This is a genomic window from Aquabacterium sp. (assembly GCF_034003525.1).
GTDB lineage: Bacteria > Pseudomonadota > Gammaproteobacteria > Burkholderiales > Burkholderiaceae_C > Aquabacterium.
Map to the genome: position 1 here is coordinate 18,418 of NZ_JAVEYN010000007.1, position 25,039 is coordinate 43,456.

20 protein-coding genes are annotated in these 25,039 nt (G+C 66.4%); 9 read left to right on the plus strand and 11 right to left on the minus strand.

The features are described 5' to 3' along the window. Positions 1-108: 108 nt before the first annotated feature. Positions 109-1,989: a glutamine--fructose-6-phosphate transaminase (isomerizing) gene (gene glmS / locus RBT42_RS05910; RefSeq protein WP_320363072.1), complete on the minus strand. Its 1,881-nt coding sequence runs from the start codon at positions 1,987-1,989 to the stop codon at positions 109-111. A gap of 161 nt (positions 1,990-2,150) precedes the next feature. Between glmS and RBT42_RS05915 the strand changes: the two genes are divergently transcribed. Further along, complete coding sequence (locus RBT42_RS05915) at positions 2,151-2,648, plus strand: Lrp/AsnC family transcriptional regulator (protein WP_320363074.1); 498 nt, start codon at positions 2,151-2,153, stop codon at positions 2,646-2,648. Positions 2,649-2,652: 4 nt separating this feature from the next. Here the strand turns inward: RBT42_RS05915 and RBT42_RS05920 are convergent, their stop codons facing one another. The 6 genes from RBT42_RS05920 to RBT42_RS05945 all read right to left on the minus strand — a co-directional run bounded on the left by RBT42_RS05920 (position 2,653) and on the right by RBT42_RS05945 (position 7,833). After that, positions 2,653-3,480, minus strand: coding sequence for a J domain-containing protein (locus RBT42_RS05920; protein ID WP_320363076.1), 828 nt, complete (start codon positions 3,478-3,480; stop codon positions 2,653-2,655). A gap of 45 nt (positions 3,481-3,525) precedes the next feature. Continuing rightward, on the minus strand, positions 3,526-4,920 hold the full coding sequence (gene glmU / locus RBT42_RS05925) for a bifunctional UDP-N-acetylglucosamine diphosphorylase/glucosamine-1-phosphate N-acetyltransferase GlmU (RefSeq protein ID WP_320363078.1): 1,395 nt from the start codon (positions 4,918-4,920) through the stop codon (positions 3,526-3,528). Positions 4,921-4,945: 25 nt separating this feature from the next. After that, positions 4,946-5,554 carry a DUF4136 domain-containing protein gene (locus tag RBT42_RS05930; RefSeq protein ID WP_320363080.1) on the minus strand — a complete coding sequence of 203 codons (609 nt, stop codon included), beginning with the start codon at positions 5,552-5,554 and terminating at the stop codon, positions 4,946-4,948. Position 5,555: 1 nt separating this feature from the next. Beyond that, a complete protein-coding gene (ttcA, locus tag RBT42_RS05935; protein ID WP_413785862.1) occupies positions 5,556-6,548 on the minus strand; it encodes a tRNA 2-thiocytidine(32) synthetase TtcA in 993 nt (330 codons plus the stop codon). Between the two features lie 110 nt (positions 6,549-6,658). Further along, the gene (locus RBT42_RS05940) at positions 6,659-7,030 is read right to left on the minus strand and encodes a dihydroneopterin aldolase (protein WP_320363085.1); all 372 of its coding nucleotides are present in this window, start codon (positions 7,028-7,030) and stop codon (positions 6,659-6,661) included. A gap of 5 nt (positions 7,031-7,035) precedes the next feature. Then, positions 7,036-7,833 carry an SDR family oxidoreductase gene (locus RBT42_RS05945; RefSeq protein ID WP_320363087.1) on the minus strand — a complete coding sequence of 266 codons (798 nt, stop codon included), beginning with the start codon at positions 7,831-7,833 and terminating at the stop codon, positions 7,036-7,038. 20 nt (positions 7,834-7,853) lie between these two features. Between RBT42_RS05945 and RBT42_RS05950 the strand changes: the two genes are divergently transcribed. From RBT42_RS05950 to RBT42_RS05980, 7 genes are all read left to right on the plus strand, one after another. Beyond that, positions 7,854-9,071, plus strand: coding sequence for a class I SAM-dependent methyltransferase (locus RBT42_RS05950; RefSeq protein WP_413785863.1), 1,218 nt, complete (start codon positions 7,854-7,856; stop codon positions 9,069-9,071). 86 nt (positions 9,072-9,157) lie between these two features. Further along, positions 9,158-10,093: a UDP-3-O-acyl-N-acetylglucosamine deacetylase gene (lpxC, locus tag RBT42_RS05955; protein ID WP_320363089.1), complete on the plus strand. Its 936-nt coding sequence runs from the start codon at positions 9,158-9,160 to the stop codon at positions 10,091-10,093. Between the two features lie 18 nt (positions 10,094-10,111). Beyond that, positions 10,112-10,297 (plus strand): hypothetical protein, encoded by a 186-nt coding sequence (locus RBT42_RS05960; RefSeq protein WP_320363091.1) that lies wholly within the window; start codon positions 10,112-10,114, stop codon positions 10,295-10,297. Positions 10,298-10,434: 137 nt separating this feature from the next. Beyond that, entirely contained in the window at positions 10,435-12,330 is a 1,896-nt protein-coding gene (locus RBT42_RS05965) for a propionate--CoA ligase (RefSeq protein ID WP_320363093.1), read from the plus strand. 99 nt (positions 12,331-12,429) lie between these two features. Beyond that, positions 12,430-13,149 carry a UPF0149 family protein gene (locus RBT42_RS05970; protein WP_320363095.1) on the plus strand — a complete coding sequence of 240 codons (720 nt, stop codon included), beginning with the start codon at positions 12,430-12,432 and terminating at the stop codon, positions 13,147-13,149. A gap of 27 nt (positions 13,150-13,176) precedes the next feature. Continuing rightward, positions 13,177-13,956: a metallophosphoesterase gene (locus RBT42_RS05975; RefSeq protein WP_320363097.1), complete on the plus strand. Its 780-nt coding sequence runs from the start codon at positions 13,177-13,179 to the stop codon at positions 13,954-13,956. Positions 13,957-14,018: 62 nt separating this feature from the next. Further along, the gene (locus RBT42_RS05980; RefSeq protein ID WP_320363099.1) at positions 14,019-14,441 is read left to right on the plus strand and encodes a universal stress protein; all 423 of its coding nucleotides are present in this window, start codon (positions 14,019-14,021) and stop codon (positions 14,439-14,441) included. 7 nt (positions 14,442-14,448) lie between these two features. Here RBT42_RS05980 and RBT42_RS05985 read toward each other — a convergent pair whose 3' ends face one another. After that, on the minus strand, positions 14,449-15,534 hold the full coding sequence (locus RBT42_RS05985) for a GGDEF domain-containing protein (RefSeq protein ID WP_320363294.1): 1,086 nt from the start codon (positions 15,532-15,534) through the stop codon (positions 14,449-14,451). A gap of 172 nt (positions 15,535-15,706) precedes the next feature. On the opposite strand from RBT42_RS05985, the gene RBT42_RS05990 reads away from it, so the two are divergent. Next, a complete protein-coding gene (locus RBT42_RS05990) occupies positions 15,707-21,727 on the plus strand; it encodes an excinuclease ABC subunit A (RefSeq protein WP_320363101.1) in 6,021 nt (2,006 codons plus the stop codon). Positions 21,728-21,746: 19 nt separating this feature from the next. Here RBT42_RS05990 and RBT42_RS05995 read toward each other — a convergent pair whose 3' ends face one another. The 3 genes from RBT42_RS05995 to msrP form a co-directional block, all read right to left on the minus strand. Beyond that, entirely contained in the window at positions 21,747-23,231 is a 1,485-nt protein-coding gene (locus RBT42_RS05995; RefSeq protein WP_320363103.1) for a diguanylate cyclase domain-containing protein, read from the minus strand. Between the two features lie 90 nt (positions 23,232-23,321). Further along, a complete protein-coding gene (locus RBT42_RS06000; RefSeq protein ID WP_320363105.1) occupies positions 23,322-23,954 on the minus strand; it encodes a protein-methionine-sulfoxide reductase heme-binding subunit MsrQ in 633 nt (210 codons plus the stop codon). Then, complete coding sequence (gene msrP / locus RBT42_RS06005) at positions 23,954-24,994, minus strand: protein-methionine-sulfoxide reductase catalytic subunit MsrP (protein ID WP_320363107.1); 1,041 nt, start codon at positions 24,992-24,994, stop codon at positions 23,954-23,956. Before msrP ends, RBT42_RS06000 begins: the two co-directional genes overlap by 1 nt. Between the last annotated feature and the right edge of the window lie 45 nt (positions 24,995-25,039).

Sequence of the window (25,039 nt, forward strand, 5' to 3'; positions counted from 1 at the left end):
TAGTAATCCGACACCCAACAAAAAAAGCCAGCTCCTCTCAATGAGACGCTGGCTTCTTTGCTTACGACTTTACTTGCCAAAAATATCATATTTCACATTATAAAACACTCACTCAACTGTCACTGACTTGGCCAAGTTCCGAGGCTTGTCCACATCCGTCCCCTTCGCACACGCCGTGTGATACGCCAGCAACTGCAGCGGCACCACATGCAGGATGGCCGACAACGCACCATAGTGCTCGGGCAGGCGAATCACATGGATGCCCGGCTCAGCCTGGATCTGCGTGTCCACGTCTGCGCACACGTACAACTCGCCACCGCGCGCCTTCACTTCCTGCATATTGCTCTTGAGCTTCTCCAGCAGGGTGTCGTTGGGTGCCACCACCACCACGGGCATCTCGGCCGTCACCAGCGCCAGCGGGCCGTGCTTGAGTTCACCCGCCGGGTAGGCCTCGGCGTGGATGTAGCTGATCTCCTTGAGCTTGAGCGCACCTTCCAGGGCAATCGGGTAATGCAGACCTCGGCCCAGGAAGAGCGCGTTGTCCTTGCGGGCGAAGGCTTCGGCCCAGGCAACAATCTGCGGCTCCAGCGCCAGCACGGCCTGCAAAGCCACGGGCAGGTGGCGCATGGCGCTCAAGTGCTGAGCCTCGGCTTCCGCCGTCAGATGGCCGCGCTGCTTGGCCAGCGTCAGCGTCAGCAGGAACAAGCCCGCCAGCTGCGTCGTGAAGGCCTTGGTCGAGGCGACCCCCACTTCCACACCGGCACGCGTCACATAGGCCAGCTTGCACTCGCGCACCATGGCCGAGGTGCTCACGTTGCAGATGGTCAGCGTGTGCGTCATGCCCAGGCTGCGCGCGTGCTTGAGCGCCGCGATCGTGTCGGCGGTCTCGCCCGACTGGCTGATGGTGACGACCAGGGTGCGCCGGTCGGGCACGCTGTCGCGGTAGCGGTACTCGCTGGCAATCTCCACTTGCGTGGGGATCTTGGCAATCGACTCCAGCCAGTACTTGGCGGCCGAACCCGAGTAATAGCTGGTGCCGCAGGCGAGGATCAACACCCGGTCGATCTGGTTGAACACGGCCTCGGCCTCGGCACCGAACAGCGTGGGCGTGATGGCCTCGACGCCTTCGAGCGTGTCGGCGATGGCGCGCGGCTGCTCGAAGATCTCCTTTTGCATGTAATGGCGGTACGGGCCCAGCTCGACCGCGCCGCTGTGCGCGGTCACGGTGCGCACCGGGCGCTGCTCGGCTTCCACGCGCTGGTGCACGCCATCGGCGCCCAGGTGCTCGATCCAGTGGCGGCCCGGCTGCAGGTCCACCACATCGCCCTCTTCAAGGTACACGATCTGGTCTGTCACGCCGGCCAGCGCCATGGCATCCGACGCCAGGAAACGCTCGCTGGCGTCCGCCCCGCCCACGCCCATGATCAGGGGCGAGCCCTGACGGGCACCGATGACGCGCTGCGGCTCGTCGCGGTGGAACACGGCAATCGCGTAGGCACCGGTCAGACGCAGGGTGGCGGCCTTGACGGCGGCAAACAGATCGCCGTCGTACAGGTGATCGACCAGGTGGGCGATCACCTCGGTGTCGGTCTGGCTCAGGAACACATAACCCTTGGCCTGCAGTTCGCGGCGCAGTTCCTCGTGGTTCTCGATGATGCCGTTGTGCACCAGTGCCACGCGACCGGGCTTGGTGGTGGGCGCGTCGGCACCCGGGCCGTGCGAGAAGTGCGGGTGGGCGTTGTGCACCGCGGGGGCGCCGTGCGTGGCCCAGCGGGTGTGGGCGATGCCCACGGTGCTGTCGATGCCGTCTTGCTCGGTCTGGTGGCCCAGTTCGGCCACACGCTGGGTGCTGCGCGAGCGGCGCAGTTGCCCGTCTTGCAGCACGGCCACACCGCAGGAGTCATAGCCCCGGTATTCCAGGCGCTTGAGGCCCTCGACCAGAACCGGAACGATGTTGCGCGAGCCTACGGCGCCGACGATGCCACACATGCTTTGCTGCTCCCACACGGAAAAGTCAAACGATTCCGCATCGTAGAGACATTGAAGAGAAATTTCCCGTCTATTTCAAACCCCAAACGCAACAAACATCCACACCCCATTCATCAGAGAAATTTTCAAACCAAACTACGTATGTGGTGAAATATTCATCCATGGATGCCATCAACCCCCTTCATCTGGATGCCACCGATCTGCGCCTGCTCGCGCTATTGCAGGACGACGCCAGCCTGTCCAACCAGGCCCTGGCCGATCTGGCCCACCTCTCGCCCGCCACCTGTCACCGCCGGCTCAAGCGCCTGCGCGACGAGGGGGTGATCGAAAAACAGGTCGCCATCCTGTCACCGCACCGGGTGGCCGAGGCGCTGGGCTGGGGCGTGAGCGCACTGGTGGAGGTGAGCCTGGATGTGCAGACGCAGGAAGCGCTGGACACCTTCGAAGCCCATGTGGTGGCCGACGCCCAGGTGCAGCAATGCTGGCGGGTGTCACCGGGACCCGACTTCGTGCTGGTGGTGCAGGTGCCCGACATGCCGGCCTACCAGGCCCTGGCGCAGCGCCTGTTCACCGCCCACCACCAGGTGCGCAATGTGCGCGCCTTCTTCGCGGTCAAACGCGCCAAGTTCGGCACGCAAATTCCGCTGCCACCGGTCTGAAGCCTCAGCGGCCGCGCGGGGAAGCCGGTGACGACGCCGTGGGGGCCAGCGGGTCGATCAGCTCGCCCTCGGTGCGCAGGTTCAAAGGCGCGCCGTCCAGCGGGTGACGTGCACTCGCTGCGCCGCGCGGCGAGCTGGGCGACGCCACCGAAGACAGCTCACGCACGCTGCGCGAGGATTTGACCTCGTCCAAGGCGGGCAGCACCTCCAGCAACTCCTCGTCCGACAAGCGCGACAGGTCCTCGACGCTCAGCGCGCCCGCGGTATCGGTCGTCATCGGGACGCGGGCCAGCTCATCGGGCACCGCAGAAGCGGCCTCACCCAGTTGCACCGCCATGCCCTGAGACAGCTGGTTGGCCTTCTGCATCTGCCACAGCGCCACACCACCCGCCGCCATCATCAACAGCACCACACCCCCGGCCATCCACACCAGGGGCTGGCGGGTCCAGTGCTTGGGCGGCTGGTAGGCCGAGGCCTCATAAGCCCCCTGCCAGGGGTCGCCCATGTCCGGATCGGCCTGGGCCGCCTCGCTCGCAGCGCCGGGTGCGCCACCGGGCGACAGCGCGTCCGGCGACAAGGCCAGCTCGTCCAGCGTGATGTCCAGGTTGGGGTCCTCGTCGACCACGATGTCGGGCACCGACACGGCCAGCACCGTGTCATAGGCCTGCCGGGTGTCCGGGTCGATCAGCGTTTCATAAGCCGCGTTGAGTTCGATCAGCCGCGCCTCGCGGTGCTCGTCCTGCGGCAACGCCTGTGCCAGCGCCCGGTACGCCGCGCGGATCACCTCAGGCGGGGCGTCCTGGGTGACTTTCAAGCGTTCGTAGTGGTTCACGGCAACAACATCCGGCACAGCAAGTGGTGACAGGATGTTAGCCGTTCAGCGCTTGATTTTCTGGGGGCGTTTCCACTCAGCCAGGGTGACCTGTTTGCCGCGCGCCACGGCCAAGCTTTCAGGCGGCACATCCTTGGTGATGGTGCTGCCGCCGCCGATGGTCACACCCGCGCCCAGGGTGACAGGCGCCACCAGCACGCAGTTCGAGCCCACGTGCACATCGTCGCCGATCACGGTGCGGTGCTTGTTGGCCCCGTCGTAATTGGCGGTGATGCTGCCCGCGCCATAGTTGACGCGCTCGCCCACAGTCGCGTCGCCCAGGTAGGCCAAATGGTTGGCCTTGGCGCCGTTGCCCAGCGTGCTGTTCTTCACTTCGACGAAGTTGCCGATGTGCACCTCGTTGCCCAGTTGCGCACCGGGGCGCAGACGGGCAAACGGGCCGATGAGCGAGCCTTCGCCGACGTGCGCGCCCAGCGTGTCGCCGTCGATGTGGGTGAAGGGATGGATGACCGCGCCGCGGGCGATCGTGGCATTGCGGATCACGCAGTTCGCACCGATCTGCACCTCGTCGCCCAGCACCACCTTGCCTTCAAAGATGCAGTTGACGTCGATGTCCACATCCTGGCCGCACTGCAAGGTGCCACGCAGGTCAAAGCGAGCCGGGTCGGCCAGGCGCACGCCCTGCTCCATCAGACGCTCGGCCTGGGCACGTTGATGGCGACGCTCCAAGTCGGCCAGCTGCGCCGGGCTGTTGACACCCAGCACCTCCACCTCGTCGCGCGGCTGTGCGGCCACCACGCTCAGGCCCTCGGCCTGGGCCATGGCCACCACGTCGGTCAGGTAGTACTCGCCCTGGGCGTTGTCATTGTTGAGCTGCGACAGCCAGTGCTTCAGGCGCGCAGTGGGCGCGGCCATCATGCCGGTGTAGACCTCGCAGATGGCACGCTGCTCCGGCGTGGCGTCCTTGTGCTCGACGATGGCCAGCACCTTCACGCCGGTCTCGTCGCGCACGATGCGGCCATAGCCGGTCGGGTCGTCCAGACGGATGGTCAGCAGCGCCAGCTTGTCGCCCGCGCAGGCGTCCACCAGGGCTTGCGCCGTGCTGGCGTGAATCAGGGGCGTGTCACCGTTGAGGATCAGGGTGATGCCGTCATCGGGCAGCGCGGGCACGGCCTGCTGCACGGCGTGGCCGGTGCCCAGCTGAGGCTCCTGGCGCACAAACTGCAGCGGGGCCTGCGCAAACTCGGTCTTCATCGCCGCTTCCACCATCTCGGCGCCATGGCCCGTGATCACCACCTGCTGCGCAGCCTGCAGGCCCGAGGTGCTGGCGATCACATGCGACAACATGGGCCGACCGGCCAGCTTGTGCAGCACCTTGGGACGCGAAGACTTCATGCGGGTGCCTTTGCCCGCGGCCATGATGACGATGGAAAGCGACATGAAAAACCTGAATTGAATGGGATGGTCAGCGATTGTCCACCGGCCGCGTGACGGTCACGGTGCGGGGGCTGACGGCCGGGTGCGGAAAGTCCTTCAGCGCAGCCTCGAACAGGTAGGGCAACAGCCCCAGGTCCACGGTGTTCTGGCGGTCGTGCACCGCATGGGTTTCATACAGTACCTGGTTGCTGCGGCGATCGCGGATCAGCAGGTCCACCTGCATCTGCACCCAGGTGGGTTCCATCTGCATGCTCAGGCCAATGCCGCCCCAGCCACCGCTGCCCCACCAACCACCCAAACCGAAGCGGCCACCGCCCCAGAAGGGGTCGTAGCGCATGCTGCGGTCTTCGCGGCTCTGGGCACTGAGCTGCACGCTCACCTCGGCCTGCTCCGGCTTGTCGACCTTGCGGAAACCGGCGGCTCTCAAGGCCGGCGCAGCCGCGGCTTCCAGCTTGTCTTGCAGGCCTGCCTGGGCCTGCTGCGAAGGCAGGCGCTCAAAGACATACGTGCCCGGCGCGCGACCGGTCGGCCAGCTGCCATAGCTGGACACCTGGCTCACCACGTTCGGGGTGCCGGCACAACCGGCCAAGCCCAAGACACTCAGAGACCACAGAACAGCCAGCAGCCAGCGTCGCATGTCACACCGCCTTTCGGATCGGGATGGCCGACAGAGACACCGCGGTCTCGGCCGGCAGGCCATTGTTCACATCACCGCAGCCTTCGTCCTCGTCGAACGCGATGTCGCCGCCGGGCATGGGCTTGCCGGTGGCCTGGATCGTCGTGAACGGATAGAGCTTGCGGTCCATCAGGTGCGAGGGAATGATGTTCGACAGCGCGGTGAACATGTTGTCCACGCGGCCGGGGAACTTGCGATCCCACTCGTTGATCATCTCGCGCATCTGCTGACGCTGCAAGCCTTCCTGGCTGCCGCACAGGTTGCACGGGATGATGGGGAACTCGCGGTGCTCGGCGTATCTGGCCAGGTCCTGCTCACGGCAGTAGGCCATCGGGCGGATCACGACGTGCTCGCCGTTGTCGGTCACCAGCTTGGGCGGCATGCCTTTGAGCGTGGAGCCGAAGAACATGTTCATGAACAGGGTCTGCAGGATGTCGTCGCGGTGGTGGCCCAGGGCGATCTTGGTGCAACCCAGTTCGGTGGCCACGCGGTACAGGATGCCGCGGCGCAGGCGCGAGCACAGCGAGCAGGTGGTCTTGCCTTCGGGCACCACGCGCTTGACCACGCTGTAGGTGTCCTGCTCTTCAATGCGGAAGGGCACGCCGACCTTGGTCAGGTACTCGGGCAGCACATGCTCAGGGAAGCCTGGTTGCTTCTGGTCGAGGTTGACGGCCACGATCTCGAACTGGATGGGCGCCCGCTTTTGCAGGTTCATCAGGATGTCGAGCATGGCGTAGCTGTCCTTGCCGCCCGACATGCACACCATGACCTTGTCACCATCTTCGATCATGTTGAAGTCGGTGATGGCTTCGCCCACTTCACGGTGCAGGCGCTTGCTGAGCTTGTTGCGCTCGAAGGCTTCCTTCTTCAGGCGCGCGGCTTCGGCGGCATCGGCTGTGTCAACGGCTTCAGGCGACAGGATGGATTCGGACATGGCGGGGGCGGCTGGGGTCATAACCCTCCATTTTCGCCGATTCACTCTCAGACGCCAAACCCGCCCCCTGCATTGCCCCCTCAGGTCGGGGCAGAACCCGGGCCGTTCCAAGGGCGCCGGGTCTCAGGGCCTCACCACTGGCCCGCTTCCATGTGGATGGCGACTTCACAGTCGTCAAAGATTTCCAGCTTGGCGATCTTCACGCGCACGCCTTGCACGCCGGGCAACTCCATCAGGCGCTTGCACAGCTTGCCGATCAGCGTCTCCAGCAGGTTGACGTGCTGGGCTGTGCACTCCTCAATGATGATGGTGCGCACGCGACGGTAGTCCAGCACGTGCATCAGGTCGTCGTCGCTGGGCAGCAGGGGCTGGCTGCCCATGTTCAGCTCGGCGTCCACCATGATGGGCTGCGGCGCCGTTTTCTCGTGGTCGAGCACGCCCAGGTTGGCGTCGAAGCGCAAGCCGGTCAGGTTCAGGGTCTGGTTGCCTTTGGTCAGGGACATGTCTCTCACATCATGGAAAAGTCGCGCTCGAAGCGCTGAAGGTGCTGGCCGCCATCGACGAGCAGTGTGGTGCCCGTCATCGAGCGGTTGCCCAGGACAAAGGCCACCGTGGCCGCCACATCCTCGGGGGTGGACGAGCGCCCCAAGGGCGACAGGCGGTGGGCCTGGGCAAAGGCCTCGCCTTGCAGCCATTCACTGGTCAACGTCAGGCCGGGGGCCACGCCGACCACACGCACGGCGGGCGCCAGGGCCAGCGCCAGCAAGGTGGTGGCCGACTCCAAGGCCGCCTTGGACAGGGTGTAGCTGAGGAAGTCCGGGTTGGGGTTCCACAGCTTCTGGTCCAGCAGGTTGACGACGGCGCCTTGTGCCCCACGCTGGGCCACGTGTTCGGCCAGCACCTGCGCCAGCACGATGGCTGGCGCGGTGTTGGCGCGCAGGTGGCGCTCCAGCATCGCGTAGCTGAAGGTGGCGGCGGTGTCGTACTCGAAGGTGGACGCGCTGTTGACGACGGCATCGACCTGCCCCAGTTCGGCCACAGCCAGCGGCAACAAGGCCCGCACCGCCGCTTCATCGGACAGGTCAGCGCTCAGCACCACGGCCTGTCGGCCCAGGGCGCGGATCTCGTCGGCCGTGGCATCGGCCTCGGTGCGCGAGGCGCGGCAATGCACGGCCACGTCCCAGCCTTGTTGGGCCAGGGTCAGGGCAATGTGGCGGCCCAGGCGTTTGCCGGCGCCGGTCACCAGGGCCACCCGGCGCGCACCGGAACCCAATGGCGAAGGCAAGGGATCAGACAAATCAGGCATGGGTCTTTTTACAATGGGGCATGAACCGCCAGACGACAACGGACCACAGTGTAGTGGCCGCCCCCCTGAACGGCCACCCGCTGGCCGACCTGATTGCCCACGAAATCCGTGAACGCGGCGGCTGGATGCGCTTCGAGCGCTTCATGGAATTGGCCCTGTATGCCCCGGGGCTGGGCTATTACAGCGGTGGCCGACGCGTGATCGGCGCCGGTCCGCAAGACGGCAGCGACTTCGTGACCGCCCCGGAACTGACGCCAATCTTTGGTCAGGTCGTGGCCACCCAGCTGCGCCAAGCCCTGGACGCCACCGGCACGAACGAGATCTGGGAGTTCGGCGCGGGCACCGGCGCGCTGGCCGAGCAACTGCTGGGCGAGCTGGGCGAAGGCATCACGCGCTACACCATCGTCGACCTGTCGGGCACGCTGCGCGACCGGCAGCACCAGCGCCTGCAAAAGGAACACCCCGAACTCGTCCACAAGGTGATCTGGGCCGACAGCCTGCCCGACACGATGGAGGGCGTGATCGTGGGCAACGAGGTGCTGGACGCCATGCCCGTGCACCTGATGAGCTGGGATGGCCAGCGTTGGCTGGAGCGCGGCGTGGGCCTGGCGGGGACGGACACCCCGGCCGAAGCCACAGCCGACGCCAGCTCTGACACCACCCCCCGTTTCGTCTGGCTGGACCGCCCCGCGCCCGAGGGCGTGCGCCCCCCCACCGAGCGCGCCGACAGCGAGTACGTGCCCGGCACCGTCACCGAAACCCACGGACAGGCCGAGGCCTTCGTGACCACCTTGGCCGAACGCATGACGCGCGGCGCGGCCTTCTTCCTCGACTACGGCTTCCCCGAGGCCGAGTACTACCACCCCCAGCGCACCGGCGGCACGCTGATGTGCCACCACCTGCACCAGAGTGACACCGACCCGCTGGTCAAAGTGGGCGAGAAGGACATCACCAGCCACGTCAACTTCACCGGCATCGCGCTGGCCGGCCAGGAAGCGAATTGGGAGGTGCTGGGCTACACCTCGCAGGGCCGCTTCCTGACCAACTGCGGCCTGGGCGAAGCCCTGGCGCGCACCGCCGAGGCCAGCACCGCCGAGCAGTTCAAGGCCCGCGGCGCCATGCAGATGCTGCTGGCCGAGCACGAGATGGGCGAGCTGTTCAAGGTCATCGGCTTCGTCAAAGGCCCATGGTTCGAGGCCATCGGCTTTGCGCACGGCGACCGCACACACACCCTGTGACGCAGCGCGACGACGTGTGACATTTTCAATCGGCGTCATAGACCCGATTGACTGCACAAAATCAGGGCAAACGCGATAATGGCGGGATGCTGCCACAACGCACCCTCAAATCCCTCACCCGCGCCGTGGGCGTGGGGCTCCACAGCGGCCAGCGCGTCGAGTTGACGCTGCGCCCGGCGCCGGTCAACACCGGCATCGTGTTCCGCCGCGTGGACCTGCCCGAGCCGGTGGACATCCCCGTCAACACCGGGGCGGTGTGCGACTGCCGCATGGCCACCACCATCTCGCCCGGTGGTGATCCGGGGCTGGCCAAGGTCAACACCATCGAGCACCTGATGTCGGCCTGCGCCGGCCTGGGGCTGGACAACCTGTATGTGGACATCACCGCCGAGGAAGTGCCCATCCTCGACGGCTCCTCAGCGGCGTTCGTGTACCTGCTGCAAAGCGCCGGCATCGAGTTGCAAAACTCGCCCAAGCGCTTCTTGCGCGTGCTCAAGCCCGTCGAGGTGCGTGAGGGTGAAGGCCGTTCGCTCAAGTGGGCGCGCCTGGAGCCGTATCACGGCTACAAGCTGACCTTCGAGATCGACTTCGACCACCCCGCGGTCGACCAGACCGGCCAGCGCGTCGAGTTCGATTTCAGCACCGGCCAGTACAAGCGCGACATCGCCCGCGCCCGCACCTTCGGCTTCACCAAGGACGTCGAGATGATGCGCTCGCGCGGCCTCGGCCTGGGCGCCAGCATGGACAACGCCATCGTGGTGGACGAGCACCGCGTGCTCAATGCCGATGGCCTGCGCTACGACGACGAGTTCGTCAAGCACAAGATTCTGGACGCCATTGGCGACCTGTACGTGGCGGGCTACCCGCTGCTGGCCAGCTACACCGCCTACAAGTCGGGCCACGCGATGAACAACCAGTTGCTGCACGCGCTGATGGCGCAGCAGGATGCGTGGGAGATTGTCACGTTCGAGGACGAGGCCAAGGCGCCGCGTGGCATGGCCGAGTTGGCCCCGGCCTGGTAAGGACTGAGGTTGCCCAGCATGGTTCTGTTTCGCACCCTGGGCATGATCCTCGCCCTGTCCTTCCTGCTGAACATGGCGGTGTTCACAGTCACCGGTCAGCCGCGCTGGCGACAATGGGCCATGCTGTCCTTGCGCTGGGGCGTGGTGCTGGGCCTGTGTTTCATCGGCCTGATCGTGCTGCGCCGTGCGGCGGTGTTCATCTGACCCGAACTTGAGCTCGATCAAGTTCTGACGTCCTGCGCAACTCACCACGGGATACTCCCCTCCCCCCTGAATCAAGGGGCGCTCTAGCATCTTCGACCTGAAGCTTCGGCTACCCGCTGAGGCAATCAGGAGCAAGCATGAGCTACCGCGCGCTGTACGAGCGTTCCATCCACGAACGCGACGCTTACTGGGCCGAACAGGCCTCCCGCATCCACTGGCACCGTCCGTTCGACACGGTCTGCGACCACAGCCAACCGCCTTTTGCGAAATGGTTTGTGGGCGGCTTGACCAATCTGTGTCACAACGCGGTCGACCGCCATGTGCACGACCGGGCCGACCAGCCCGCCCTGGTCTTCGTCTCCACCGAGACCAACACCGAAGAGACGATCAGCTACGGCCAGTTGCTGGTCGAGGTCGAACGCATGGCCGCCATCCTGCACGGCCTGGGCGTCGGCAAGGGTGACCGGGTGCTGATCTACATGCCCATGATCCCGCAGGCCGTGATCGCCATGCTGGCCACGGTGCGCCTGGGCGCCATCCACTCGGTGGTGTTCGGCGGCTTTGCCAGCCACGCGCTGGCCAGCCGCATCGACGACGCCCGGCCCACCGTCATCGTCAGCGCCGATGCCGGCTCGCGTGGCGGCAAGGTCATCCCCTACAAGCCGCTGCTGGACGAGGCCCTGCGCCAGAGCACCCACCACGTGCCCCATGTGCTGCTGGTCGACCGCAAGCTGGCCCCCGCCGAGATGCAGACCCCGCGCGACGTGGACTACTGGGACGCCCGCAGCAGCGTGATGGACGCCATCGTGCCCTGCGAGTGGGTCGAAGCCACCCACCCCAGCTACACGCTCTACACCAGCGGCACCACCGGCAAGCCCAAAGGTGTGCAGCGCGACACCGGCGGCTACGCCGTGGCCCTGGCGGCCTCGATGGAGCAGGTGTATGGCGGCAAGCCGGGCGAGACCTTCTTTTGCGCCAGCGACATCGGCTGGGTCGTGGGCCACAGCTACATCGTCTACGGCCCGCTGCTCACCGGCATGACGACCATCATCTACGAAGGCCTGCCGATCCGCCCGGATGCCGCCATCTGGTGGTCCATCGTCGAGAAGTACCAGGTCAATGTGATGTTCTCGGCGCCAACCGCCATCCGCGTGCTGAAGAAACAGGACCCGGACTGCCTCAAGCGCCACGACCTGTCCAGCCTCAAGCAGCTGTTCCTGGCCGGTGAGCCGCTGGACGAACCGACCGCCGCCTGGATTGGCGAGGCCATCGGCAAGCCCATCATCGACAACTACTGGCAGACCGAAACCGGCTGGCCCATCCTGAGCCTGGCACGCGGCGTGGACCCAACGCTGACGCCGCGCCTGGGCTCGCCGGGATTCCCGATGCCCGGCTACCAGGTCAAGCTGCTGGACGACCAGACCGGCGAGGAGCTGACCGGCCCGAACCAGAAGGGTGTGCTGACCATCGAAGGGCCACTGCCCCCCGGCTGCCTGCAGACCGTGTGGGGCGATGACCAACGCTTTGTGAGCACCTATTGGTCCACCTTCCCGCACAAGCAGGTCTACAACACCTTCGACTGGGGCATTCGCGATGCCGACGGCTACTACTTCATCCTGGGCCGCACCGACGACGTGATCAACGTGGCCGGCCACCGCCTGGGCACCCGCGAAATCGAGGAGTCCATCAGCAGCCACCCCGGTGTCGCCGAGGTGGCGGTGGTGGGCGTGGCCGACGCGCTCAAGGGTCAGGTGGCCAAAGCCTTCGTGGTGCCGCGCGATGCCAGCCGCGTGGTGGACGACGCCGGCCGCCAACAGCTCGAATCCGAGATCATGCACACGGTGGACCAGCAACTGGGCGCTGTGGCCCGTCCGGCGCGCGTGCACTTCGTCAACGTGCTGCCCAAGACCCGCTCGGGCAAACTGCTGCGCCGCGCCATCCAGGCGGTGTGCGAGGGCCGCGACACCGGCGACCTGAGCACCATTGAAGACCCGACCGCGCTGCAACAGCTGCAGGAAGCGGCGCAACGCTGACGTTGAGCGTGTCGCGAGCGCCCGTGCACGGCGCTCGGGATGGTCAAGCGCAGGCCCTTGTCGCACAATGCGGGTTTTGACGCCCTGAATTGCCCGACCATGAAAAAGACGCCTGCGCTCACCGACGCCGAAATCAACGAAATCGACGAGCTGCTGGCCGCTGTGCCCGCACCCTTTGAAACCGTCGACGCCGTGATTCTGGACGGCTACCTCGCTGGTGTGCTGGTGCAGCCCGTGCTGCTGCAGCCGGAGGACTGGCTGCCGCCGATCTTCGGCACCGAAGGCATGCCCGAGCCCGGCATCGAAGGCTGGAGCGAAGCCCAGCACGACCGCCTGGTCAGCCTGATCACCCGCCGCAAGGACGAGATCCTGCGCGGCATTCTGGAAGACGGCTGGTTCGACCCCATCGTGCCGATGATCGAGGACGACGACGGCAAGCCAGTCGAAGGCAAAGACGCGCTGGAAGGCATCGGCTACTGGGCCGCCGGCTTCGAATGGGCGCTGGCCAACTTCCCGCAGCTGGAAGAAGCCGCGCTGTCGGGCGTGCCCGACCTGCTGGACTCCATCTGGCGTCACCTGCCCGAGCAGGACGAGACCCAGCAGGCCCTGACCAAGGCCCTGGACGAAGAGCACCCGCTCAAGAACCTGGACGAGGCCATTGAAGCCCTGGTGTTCGACGTGGTGGACCTGGCCCAGATCGGCCTGGCCGAGAGCCACAAGGTCGAAACCGTGGTGCGTGAGCACCCCAAGCTCGGTCGCAACGACCCCTGCCACTGCGGCAGCGGCAAGAAGTACAAAAACTGCCACGGGGCCAACTGATTGCGCTCGGGCGGTTCTGACGGTCGCTTGACGATCCAGGTGCTGTCGGATTTGCACCTGGAAACCGAGGACTTCACGCCCACACCAGCCCCTGGCGCCGACCTGCTGGTGCTGGCCGGTGACGTGGACAGCAGCTGGCAAGGCCTGTCGCGCTTTGCCGACTGGCCGGTGCCGGTGCTGTTCGTGCCCGGCAACCACGAGTTCGACCGCCGTGATGTGGACGAGGCCCTCGCAGGCCTGCGCGAGCGCGCGGCGCAACTCGGCCTGACCTTGCTGGAGCGCGAAACCGCCTTTGTCACCGCGCCCGACGGCCGGGTGATCCGTTTTCTGGGCACCACGCGCTGGTGCGATTTCGACCTGTTTGGCGAGGCCCAGCGACCCCGCGCGATGCGGGCGGCCAACTACTTCGTCAACGTGATGCGGTCCACGCGTCACGGTCAGCCCTTTGATCCGGCGGCCGTGCGCGCCGAAGCCCTGTTGTGCCGCGACTGGCTGGCCGCTGAACTGGCACGACCGCCAAGTGCCGACGAACCCTGGGACACCACCGTCGTCATCACCCACTTCGGCCCCAGCCTGCGCAGCGCCGACCCGCGCTACGGTCGCCAGCCCGGCACCGCCAGCTTCTGCAACGCAGACGACGAACTGATGCCCGGCGTGGCCCTGTGGCTGCACGGTCACCTGCATTGCCGGCACGACTACCTGGTCCCGCACGAGCGCGGCGTCACCCGCGTGGTCAGCAATGCCCGCGGTCACGGTCACAAAAACGAATCAGCCGGCTACGATGGCAGCTGCTGCGTTCGGGTCTAGGATCTAGACTGCTCGCTGTGCGTGCACGACACGTTTTTCCGTCAACACAACCGAGGAACCCCATGAAGATCTTGCTCCCCGTGGATGGCAGCTCTTACACCAAGCGCATGCTGGCCTGGCTGGCCACACATGAAGAATGGATCACTGGCCAACATGAGTTCACCGTGTTGACCGTGGTGCCACAGATCCCGCCACACGCGGCCGCCATGTTCCCCGCCGACCAGCTCAAGTCCTACTACGAGGACACGGCCGAGGCCATCTTCAAGCCCATCCGCAAGTTCACGGCCAAGCACGACCTGGCCACGTCCTACCAGGGGAAGATCGGCCACGCCCCCGACGTCATCGCCAAGATGGCCGAAAAGGGCAAGTACGACCTGATCATCATGGGCTCGCACGGCCACAGCAACTTCATGAACCTGGTGGCCGGCTCGGTGGCCACCAAGGTCATGGCGTCGTGCAAGACCCCGGTGTTGCTGGTGCGCTGAGCCTCGCTCAAACCACCACACTGCGATTGCGACCGGCCGACTTGGCCTCGTACAAGGCTTCGTCGGCCCGGTGCACGGCCTCGTCCGTGGTCTCGCCGGGCTGATAAGCCGTGATGCCGGCTGAGAAGGTGATGCGCAGTTCTGGCGCCACCTCGCTGACGCGCACACCGGAGACGGCCTCGCGCAGACGCTCGACCAACAACCTCGCCCCATCGGCCGAGGTGTCCGGCATCAGGATCAGGAACTCCTCGCCGCCCCAGCGGGCCACGATGTCGGCATCGCGCGTGACCTGACGGGCCTGCTGCGCAAAGGTCTGCAGCACCTGGTCCCCCATGGCGTGACCGTGTTCGTCGTTGACCCGCTTGAAGTGATCGAGGTCGATCAGAGCAATGGCCAGGGCGCGGCCATGGCGCACCTTCAGGTGGACATGGTGATCGGCCATCTCCTGCGCATGGCGGCGGTTGTACAAGCCCGTGAGGCTGTCTCGGTTGGCCAACTCCTGGATGCGCTCCAGCGCGGCTTCGAGCTCCCGTTTGCGGGTGCGCAGACGGCGGTGCATCTCCCCAAACTGGGCCCCCAGCAAGGCGGCCATGGACTGCAGGATCAGCAGGATCAGGAAGTGCACCGCCTCGACCTCGGGCGGGAAGTTGACCGGGTCGCGCACACTCATCCAGAGCATGCCCGTCCCCATGGTGAGCAGGGCATACAAACTCATTGCCCACTGCCGATCGCGCGACAGGCTGAACGTGCCAAAGGACGTCACGGCCACGCTCAAGCCAATGAGGGCGCCGCGGAATTCGTGCAGCAGCATGTAGGCCACCGCCGCCATCGTCTGACCCACGAGCATCTGCGCCACCGTCAGCGCCGGATCACGAAACTGCCGGGTCCAGCCCCAGCGCACCATGGCATAGCTGATGAGGCCGGCCGTCAGCGCCGCCCCCTGGAACACGCGTGCCGGAGCCAGATCGGCGACGCCAATCGACAGCGCGACCTCGGCGATCAGCACCCCGAGCAGATAGCCGGAGGCCGCCAACAAGGTCCGCAGCACATAACCCCGTTGCCGGGCTTCGCGGCCCAACAGCAGATCCAACATGAATCGCAAGTTCACACTCCTGAACACAAACCCATTATCCCCACACCCCCTTGACGTCAAGCTGTCGCCGGGATATTTGTCCCGCCGCAGGTCGTGACTTTCTGGCATCTCTAGAATGTTTGCGCGCTCATGCCGCGGTATCTCCCTGCGGCAGACCCTTAGAAGGTGACCCATGTCCGATATCCGCATCCGAGGCGCCCGCCAGCACAACCTCAAGAACCTCGACCTCGACATCCACACGGGTGAGCTGACGGTTGTGACGGGGCCCAGCGGCTCGGGCAAGTCCTCCCTGGTGTTCGACACCTTGTATGCCGAAGGCCAGCGCCGCTATGTGGAGACCTTCAGCGCCTACGCGCGCCAGTTCCTCGACCGCATGGACCGCCCCGCCGTGGACCGTGTGGAGGGTGTGCCGCCAGCCATTGCCATCGACCAGAGCAACCCGGTGCGCACCTCGCGCTCGACCGTGGGGACGATGACCGAGCTGAACGACCACCTCAAGCTGCTGTTCGCACGCGGGGCGCAGTTGTTCGACCAGGACACAGGCCAGTTGGTGCGCGAAGACACACCCCAGTCGGTGTTTGCCGAGCTGCTGCGGCGCTGTGCGGCCACGCCGGACGGGCGCCGCGTGGTGGTCACCTTTGGCGCGGTGCTGCCGGCCCACACCACGCCCGCGCAGATGGAGGAATGGCTGTCGGTCAGCGGCTTTTCGCGCATCCAGGCGCAGCGCGTGGTGAAAGCACGTGACCTGCCCTCGGCGGCGTTGACGAGTGCGCAGGTGGCGGCCTCGCTGGACGAAGAGAGCGCGGCAGCCAAGAAGAAGCCTGCGGCGAAGAAGTCCAGCAAGAAGACGAAGGATGCCGCCAGCGCCGAACTGGGCGACGACGAGCGACTGGTGCTCGACGTGGTGGCCGACCGCTTCCGCATCGGGGCCGACCCCACGGGCGCCGACCTCGACCGCCCCCGTGTGATGGAAGCCCTGGAAGTGGCGTTCAAACGCGGCAGCGGCCACATCACCGTCTATGCCCTGCCCGAATCGGGTGACGACAGCGAACCTGAACTGTGGCGCTTCTCGGCTGGCCTGCACTGCCCGGACAGCCACCGCCGCTACAGCGCGCCCACGCCGGGCATGTTCTCGTTCAACTCGGCAGCCGGCGCCTGTCCGACCTGCCGCGGCTTCGGTCGCGTCATCGGCGTGGACTGGGGCCTCGTCATCCCTGACGCCAAGAAGACGCTGCGCGGTGGCGCGATCAAAACCATCCAGACGCCCGCCTGGGCCGAGTGCCAAGAAGAGCTGATCAAGTACGCGGGCGAAGCCGGCGTGCCGCGCGACCTGGCCTGGTCGCAGATGACGCCCGAGCACAAGGCCTGGGTGCTCGACGGTGACCCGAACTGGAAGGGCCAGTGGCAGAAGCAGTGGTACGGCATCAAGCGCTTCTTCGAATACCTGGAGAGCAAGTCCTACAAGATGCACATCCGCGTGCTCTTGTCGAAATACCGCAGCTACACGCCCTGCCCCACCTGCGAAGGCGCACGCCTGCAGACCGAATCGCTGCTGTGGCGCCTGGGTTCGCGTGAAGACGCCGATGCTGTGCTGGCCCCGGCCAAACGCTTCAAGCCCAACGGTGCCAGCCTGTCGCGTGAGGTGCTGGAAACCCTGCCCGGCCTGAACCTGCACGATGTCATGCTGCTGCCGATCTCGCAGCTGCAACGCCTCTTCTCCTTCGTCACGCTGGCCCATCAGGAAGACGCCGAGGCCCTGCAACTGCTGCTCGACGAGATCCGCACCCGCCTGAAGTACCTGGTGGACGTGGGCCTGGGCTACCTGACGCTGGACCGGCAAAGCCGCACCCTGTCGGGCGGCGAGGTGCAGCGCATCAACCTGACGACCGCGCTGGGCACCTCGCTGGTCAACACCCTATTCGTGCTGGACGAGCCCTCCATTGGCTTGCACCCGCGCGACATGGACCGCATCAACGTGGCCATGCAGCGCCTGGTCGATGCCGGCAACACGCTGGTCGTGGTCGAGCACGACCCCGCCGTGATGCTGGCCGCCGACCGCGTGATCGACATGGGCCCTGGACCGGGCCATCAGGGTGGCCGCATCGTGTTCGATGGCTCACCCGATGAGCTCAAGCGGGCCGAGACCCTGACCGGCGCCTACCTGGGGGCCCGCCGCACCATCGGTCTGGGCCTGCGTCGCCCGGTGCAGGACAACACGCCGCGTCTGATCCTGCAGGGCGCGCGTCAGCACAACCTGAAGAACCTGAACATCGAGTTCCCGCTGCAGCGCCTGGTGGGCGTGACCGGCGTGAGCGGCTCGGGCAAATCGACGCTGATCCAGGACATCCTGCACCCCGCCCTGCTGCGCCACTTCGGCCTGGCCACCGACTCGCCGGGCGAACACGACGAGCTGCTGGGCGCCGACTGGCTGAGCGCGGTCAACTTCGTGGACCAATCGCCGATTGGCAAGACGGCCCGCTCCAACCCGGCCAGCTATGTGGGCGCTTTCGACGCGGTGCGCACGCTGTTTGCCGTGACGCCGCTGGCACGCGAACGCAAGTACACCGCGGGCACCTTCAGCTTCAACGCAGGCACGGGGCGCTGTGCCACCTGTGGCGGCTCCGGGTTTGAGCACGTCGAGATGCAGTTCCTGTCCGACGTGTACCTGCGCTGCCCGGACTGCGACGGCACCCGCTTCCGCGCCGAGGTGCGCGAGGTCACCATCGAGCGGCTGAACAAGAAGCTCAGCATTTCCGACGTGCTGGAGCTGACGGTGGCCGAGGCCGTGCGCCTGTTCGCGCAGGACGTGGACGTGGTGCGCGCGCTGCAGCCGCTGGCCGATGTGGGCCTGGACTACGTGAAGCTGGGCCAGCCGGTGCCGACGCTCTCGGGTGGGGAGGCGCAGCGGCTGAAGTTGGCCGGCCACCTGGTCGAGACCGCGCAACAGGCCAGCAAGTCGCGCCAAAAGCTCGCCCGCAAGGGCACGCTCTTCATGTTCGACGAGCCCACCACGGGCCTGCACTTCGACGACATCGCCAAACTGATGCGCGCCTTCGCGAAGCTGCTGGACGCGGGCCATTCCATCATCCTGATCGAGCACAACCTCGATGTGATCCGCGCGTGCGACTGGCTGATCGAGTTGGGCCCCGAGGGTGGCGACGCAGGGGGCCAGCTGGTGGCCTACGGACCGCCGGAGCAGCTGCGTTTGGGTCAGACCCACACCGCCATCGCCTTGCGCGAGTACGAGCAAGCCCTGGGCCTGGAGGTGCCTGCGCCGCCCGCCCCGGCCGACCGAGGCGAGGCCGCCAACGCCGCGCAGGTCTTGCAGGTGGCCGAGAAGGCCCCCGCCTACCACCTGGGCCGTGACACCGCTGATGATGGCCCCTCGCTGCAAGCCCTCATCAAGGCCCGCCGCGACGAGCGCCGGGCCCGCGCCGCCACCGCCCCGGGTCACGACAGCATCGAGGTCGTCAACGCGCACGAGAACAACCTCCAGGGCCTGAGCGTCCACATCCCGCGCGGCAAGTTCAACGTCATCACGGGTGTGTCAGGCTCGGGCAAGTCCACACTGGCCTTTGACATCCTGTTCAACGAAGGCCAGCGCCGCTATCTGGAGTCGCTCAACGCCTATGCCCGCTCGCTGGTGCAGCCGGCCGGTCGCCCGGAGGTGGACGCGGTCTATGGCATCCCGCCAACCGTGGCCATCGAGCAGCGCCTGTCGCGCGGCGGGCGCAAGTCCACCGTCGGCACCACCACCGAGGTGCACCACTTCCTGCGCCTGCTGTTCGTCAAACTGGGCACGCAGCACTGCACCACCTGCGTCGACGAAGACGGTCACCCCATCCCGGTTTTGCCACAAACCCCCGAGGCCATCGCGGCCCAATGGGTGCGCGACTACCGCGGCCAGCACATCGGCCTGATGGCGCCGCTGGTCGTCAACCGCAAGGGCATCTACACCGAGCTGGCCAAGTGGGCGTCGAGCAAGGGCTTCGATCACCTGCGCGTGGACGGCGAGTTCCTGCCCACGGCGGGCTGGGGCACGGCCAAGGGCCCGAAGATCGACCGCTACCGAGAGCACACCATCGAGCTGCCGGTGGGCGACGTGGTCGTCACGCCCGAGAACGAGCCCCGCCTGCGCGAGCTGCTGGCCCAGGCGCTGGAGCACGGCAAGGGCGTGGTCCACCTCATCACCGGGCTGGAAGGCCTGGCCGAGGCGCTGGCCACCGGCAAGTCCACACTGCGCATGGGTCGCGTCAAGGTGTTCTCCACCGAGCGCGCCTGCCCGAGCTGCGGCACCAGCTATCCCGAGCTCGACCCACGCCTCTTCAGCTACAACAGCAAGCACGGCTGGTGCCCCGACTGCGTGGGCACGGGCCTGGCCCTGACGCGCGAGCAGCGCAAGGTGATGGACGACTCGCAGCCCGACGAGAAGAAGGGCCGCGAATCGGGTCGAGAACAGACCTTTGCCGAACCCGATGTAGAAGACATGACCGACGCCGCATGCGGCACCTGTCATGGCGCGCGCCTCAACCCGGTGGCACTGGCGGTGCAATTGCGCGGCCAGTCGATTGCCGAGCTGTCGGCGCTGGCCGTCAAGGATGCCCGCAAATGGGCAGAGAAGCTCAAGCTCGATGGCCGCGAAGCCACGATTGCCCGCGACATCGTCAGCGAGATCAAGTCGCGCCTAGCCTTCATGGAGCAGGTCGGCCTGGGCTACCTGAGCCTGGACCGCGCCGCGCCCACGCTGTCGGGCGGCGAGGCCCAGCGCATCCGCCTGGCTGCGCAACTGGGCAGCAACCTGCAGGGCGTCTGCTATGTGCTGGACGAGCCCACCATCGGCCTGCACCCGCGCGACAACCAGCTGCTGCTCGATGCCCTGCACACCCTGGGCGCCGAGGGCAACACCCTGGTCGTGGTCGAACACGATGAAGACACCATCCGCCGCGCCGAGCATGTCATCGACATCGGCCCGGGCGCCGGCGTGCGTGGTGGCACGGTGGTCGCGCAGGGCAGCGTGCAAGACATCATGGACGCGCCCGACTCGGTGACGGGCCGCTGTCTGCGTGCGCCCATGCAGCACCCCTTGCGAGTTGATGCCGACGGTCAAGCCATCGGTCGCCGCGCAGTGGACGCCGGCACGCCGACCTTGCACCTGAAAGGCGCCCGGCTGCACAATCTGCAAGGCGTGGACGTTCAGGTGCCCTTGCAGCGCTTGGTCGCGGTCACCGGCGTGTCGGGCTCCGGCAAGTCCACGATCGCGCGCGATGTGCTGCTGACCAACGTGCACGCCGCCGTCAGCATCCCCTTCAAGGAACGCGCCACCACCATCCCGCAATGGACCGGCTGCGACGGACTCGAAGGCTGGGGCCAGGTCGACCGCGTGCTCGAAGTGGACCAGACGCCGATCGGCAAAACGCCGCGCTCCTGCCCGGCCACCTACATCGGCTTCTGGGACACCATCCGCAAGCTGTTTGCCGACACGCTGGAAGCGCGCGCCCGTGGCTGGGCCGCCGGCCGCTTCAGCTTCAACACCGGCGAAGGCCGCTGCCCGGCCTGCGAAGGCCAGGGCATCCGCACCATCGAGATGGCCTTCCTGCCCGATGTGAAGGTGCACTGCGACACCTGCAACGGCATGCGCTTCAACCCCGAAACGCTGGCGGCCACCTGGCGCGGCAAGCACATTGGTGATGTGCTCAAAATGGAGGTGGACGAAGCCGTCGAGTTCTTCGCCTCCATGCCGTCCATCGCTCACCCGCTCAAGCTGCTGCAGGACGTGGGCCTGGGCTACCTCACGCTGGGTCAGCCCTCGCCCACTCTGTCCGGCGGCGAGGCCCAGCGCATCAAGCTGGTGACCGAACTCAGCAAGGTGCGCGACGACATCACCCGACGCGGCCAGAAGGCGCCACACACCCTGTATGTGCTCGACGAGCCCACCGTGGGCCTGCACCTGGCCGATGTGGAAAAGCTCATCCGCGTGCTGCACCGCCTGGTCGATGGGGGCCACAGCGTCGTCGTCATCGAGCACGATCTGGACGTGATCGCCGAGGCCGACTGGGTCATCGACATGGGGCCGGAAGGTGGCACGGGCGGGGGCAAGGTGGCCGCAGCTGGCTCACCCGATGAGATCGTCAAGCGCAAGACCCACACGGGGGTGGCGCTCAAGGGAGTGCTGCACCGCGCCACATCGGCCTGATCAGGCCGGCGATCCGGCCTCAGTCCTCATCGCGCTTGTGAAAACAGTAGGTGCCGCGCCCCATCATCTTGGCGCGGTACATGGCCTCGTCGGCCCCGGCCAGCAAGGCGTTCACATCGCGCGCCTGCGCCGGGTACAGGCAGATGCCCACGCTGGCCCCGATGTGCAGGCTCACGTTCTGGATGTGGAAGGGCGCGTCCATCTGCGCCACGATGGACTGCGCCACGCGCGCGGCATCGTCCGACCCATGCACATCCCCCAGGATGACCGTGAACTCGTCACCGCCCCGGCGCGACACGGTGTCGCTTTCGCGCAGGCAATCGCGCAAGCGCTGGGCCACCTTCTTGAGCAGCAGGTCCCCCATCTCATGGCCGTGCACGTCGTTGACGCCCTTGAAGCGGTCCAGGTCGATGAACAACACCGCCAGCTGCTGGCCATGGCGACGCGCCCGCGCCATCTCCATGCGCAGCCGGTCATCGAACAAAAGGCGATTGGGCAACTGCGTCAAGGCATCGTGGTACGCCAGGCCCGTCAGGTGCGCCTCGGTGCGGCGCTGCTCGGTGACGTCATGCACCGTCTCCACGAACAGGCGGCGGCCATGCAGAAACGTCGCATGGCGCTCGATCGCCACCGGAAACGTGCTGCCATCCGGCCGCAGGCCCACCGTGTCGCCCCCACGTTGCGTGACCAGCTGATCAAAGCGCACGCCGATCAGTGCCCCGGGCTCCCGCCCGAACAGGCGCTCGGCGGTGTGGTTGCTCTTGATGACGGTGACGCCATCCTCGTCCAGCACCATCACACAGGCGGCAACCTTGTGGATGACCTCGTCGAGCAGATCATGCTGCTCGTTCGCCCGCCGGATGCGCCGCTGGTACAGGGCGAACACACCCACAAAGTTGATCAGCGCCAGCGTGAAGGTGATGCCCTGGTACCAGCGGATGCGGGTGGCCTCGCGGCGCGTCAACGCTTCCAGCTCGGTGGTGAGCGCGTTCATCAGCGACAGCAGCTCCAGGTTGTGTGCCTTGGCATAGGCCACCACCACCGGCAGACGCTCGCGCAACTGCGCGGCATCGGACACCAGCACGCCGCGGCTGAGCTCGCGATAGGGGTCCCAGATCTCCCGGGCCTGCGCCACCAACTGCCGCGTGTGCGGCTGGGCCACCGGCGCCAGGTACACGCGCTCGCCTTGGCCGCCCTCGGTTTCACGGCCTTCCCAGAAGCCCTGCAAAGTCTGGTCGAACAACTCGGAGGTCAGGGCCAGCTCCTGCATCGGCTCGGCCAGGGATTCACCGGCCCGCTGAGCATCTTCCAGCTGCAGCAAGACCTTGGCCATGCGCTGCGACAGCATCCGCTGACGCCCCGCCAGGTTGATGCCCACCGCCTCGCGCTCGATCTTCACCGACATCCACACGTTCAAGCCCAGGGCCGCGAAATCGAAGAGCAGGAACAGCGACACCGCCACGACCATGGAACGAGACAGGCGCGGTAGGTGGGACAAGGGCATGGGAAGCGCGCGGTTTGAGATAGACAGCCGACGTGGGCCAGTGGGCCCAACGCGCTGTCTATTATGAACTTCGGAACGGTGTGGCTGCGGTCAACGCACGCGCAACATCGCCAAGATGCCGCCGCGGCGCACCACACGCCAGCCCAGCAACAAGGCCAGGAGCACCGCGTAGACCATGACCTCGCTCACATCGTTCTTGGCAGCCTTCTTCAGGTAGAAGTGCAGCAGCCCGAGCAGCGACACGGCGTAGACCAGCTTGTGCAACAGCTGCCACTTGCGCCCACCCAGGGCGCGGATGGCGGCATTGAAGGAGGTCAGCGCCAGCGGCAGCATCACCAGGAAGGTCAACATGCCTACCAGGATGAAGTTGCGCTTGAACACATCGGCCACGATGTCATTGATCACCCATCCCTTGTCCAGCCAGGCGTACGACAGCAGGTGCAGCACCGCGTACACAAAGGCCGTCACCCCCAGCGTGCGCCGGTAGCGCAGCAGCGCCGGCAGGGACGCCATCTCGCGCAGCGGGGTCACCAGCAGGGTCAGCCACAGCCAGCGCAGCGCCCATTCCCCCGTTTCCTGAATCAGCGTCTGCGCCGGGTTCGCGCCCAAGCCATCGGTCAACGCGCCCACCAGCAGGGCCACGGCCGGCACCGCCGCCACTGCCCACAACAGGGGCTTGCCCCAGGGCTTGAGCAACCATTGGTTCGCCATCGACAAGGCCATCAGTAAAACTTCCTCAAATCCATGCCCGCGTACAGCTGCGCCACCTGGGCGCCGTAGCCATTGAACATCAGGGTGGGCTTGCGCGGTGCAAACAGCCCCCCTTCCCCGATTCTGCGCTCGCTCGCCTGACTCCAGCGCGGGTGGTCCACCGTCGGGTTCACGTTCGAGTAGTAGCCATACTCACGCGGGTTGGCCAGCATCCAGCTCGACGGGCGGGGTTTCTCGGTCAGACGAATCGTCACAATCGATTTCGCGCTCTTGAACCCGTACTTCCAGGGCACGACCAAGCGCAGCGGCGCGCCGTTCTGCGGCGGCAGCACCTCGCCATACAGGCCAAACGCCATCAGCGTCAGCGGGTGCATGGCCTCGTCGATGCGCAAGCCTTCCACATACGGCCAGTCCAGCACGCTGCTGCGCACGCCGGGCATCTGCTGCGCATCGGCCAAGCTGATGAATTCGACGAACTTGGCCCGGCTGGTGGGCTGCGCGCGCTGCAACAGCGTGGACAGCGAATAGCCCACCCACGGGATCACCATGGACCACCCCTCCACGCAACGCAGACGGTAAATGCGCTCTTCCATCGCGCCCAGTTTGAGCAACTCGTCCAGCCCCAGCTTCAGCGGCCGCCCCACCTCGCCCTCGATGCTCAGCGTCCAGGGCCGGGTTTTGAGGCTGTGGGCATACTCAGCCGGGTCGGACTTGTCGGTGCCGAACTCGTAGAAGTTGTTGTACGTGGTGATGTGCTCATACGACGTGAGCTTGTCCACCGCCAACGCCCCCGGCACGCTGCTGCGTACCGCCGGCAAGGCTGCCCGCTTGCCAGGACGTGTCACGGTGCTGGCCCCAGCGGGTGGCGGCGTCTGAGCCAGGGCCGTCGGCCAGGCTGAGGCGGCCAACGCGCCGCCCCCGATCCAGGCCGCCTCACGCAACCATTGCCGTCGATTGGCATACACCGACCGGGGCGTGATGTCACTGGGGACGGGGTGCACCTGCCCACTGTCGGGATGTGCCGCGTGTCGAGAAGTCAGGATCAAAGGCATGGCCAAACTCCACCGGGGGAAGACAGGGCCGCACCTTACACCGGG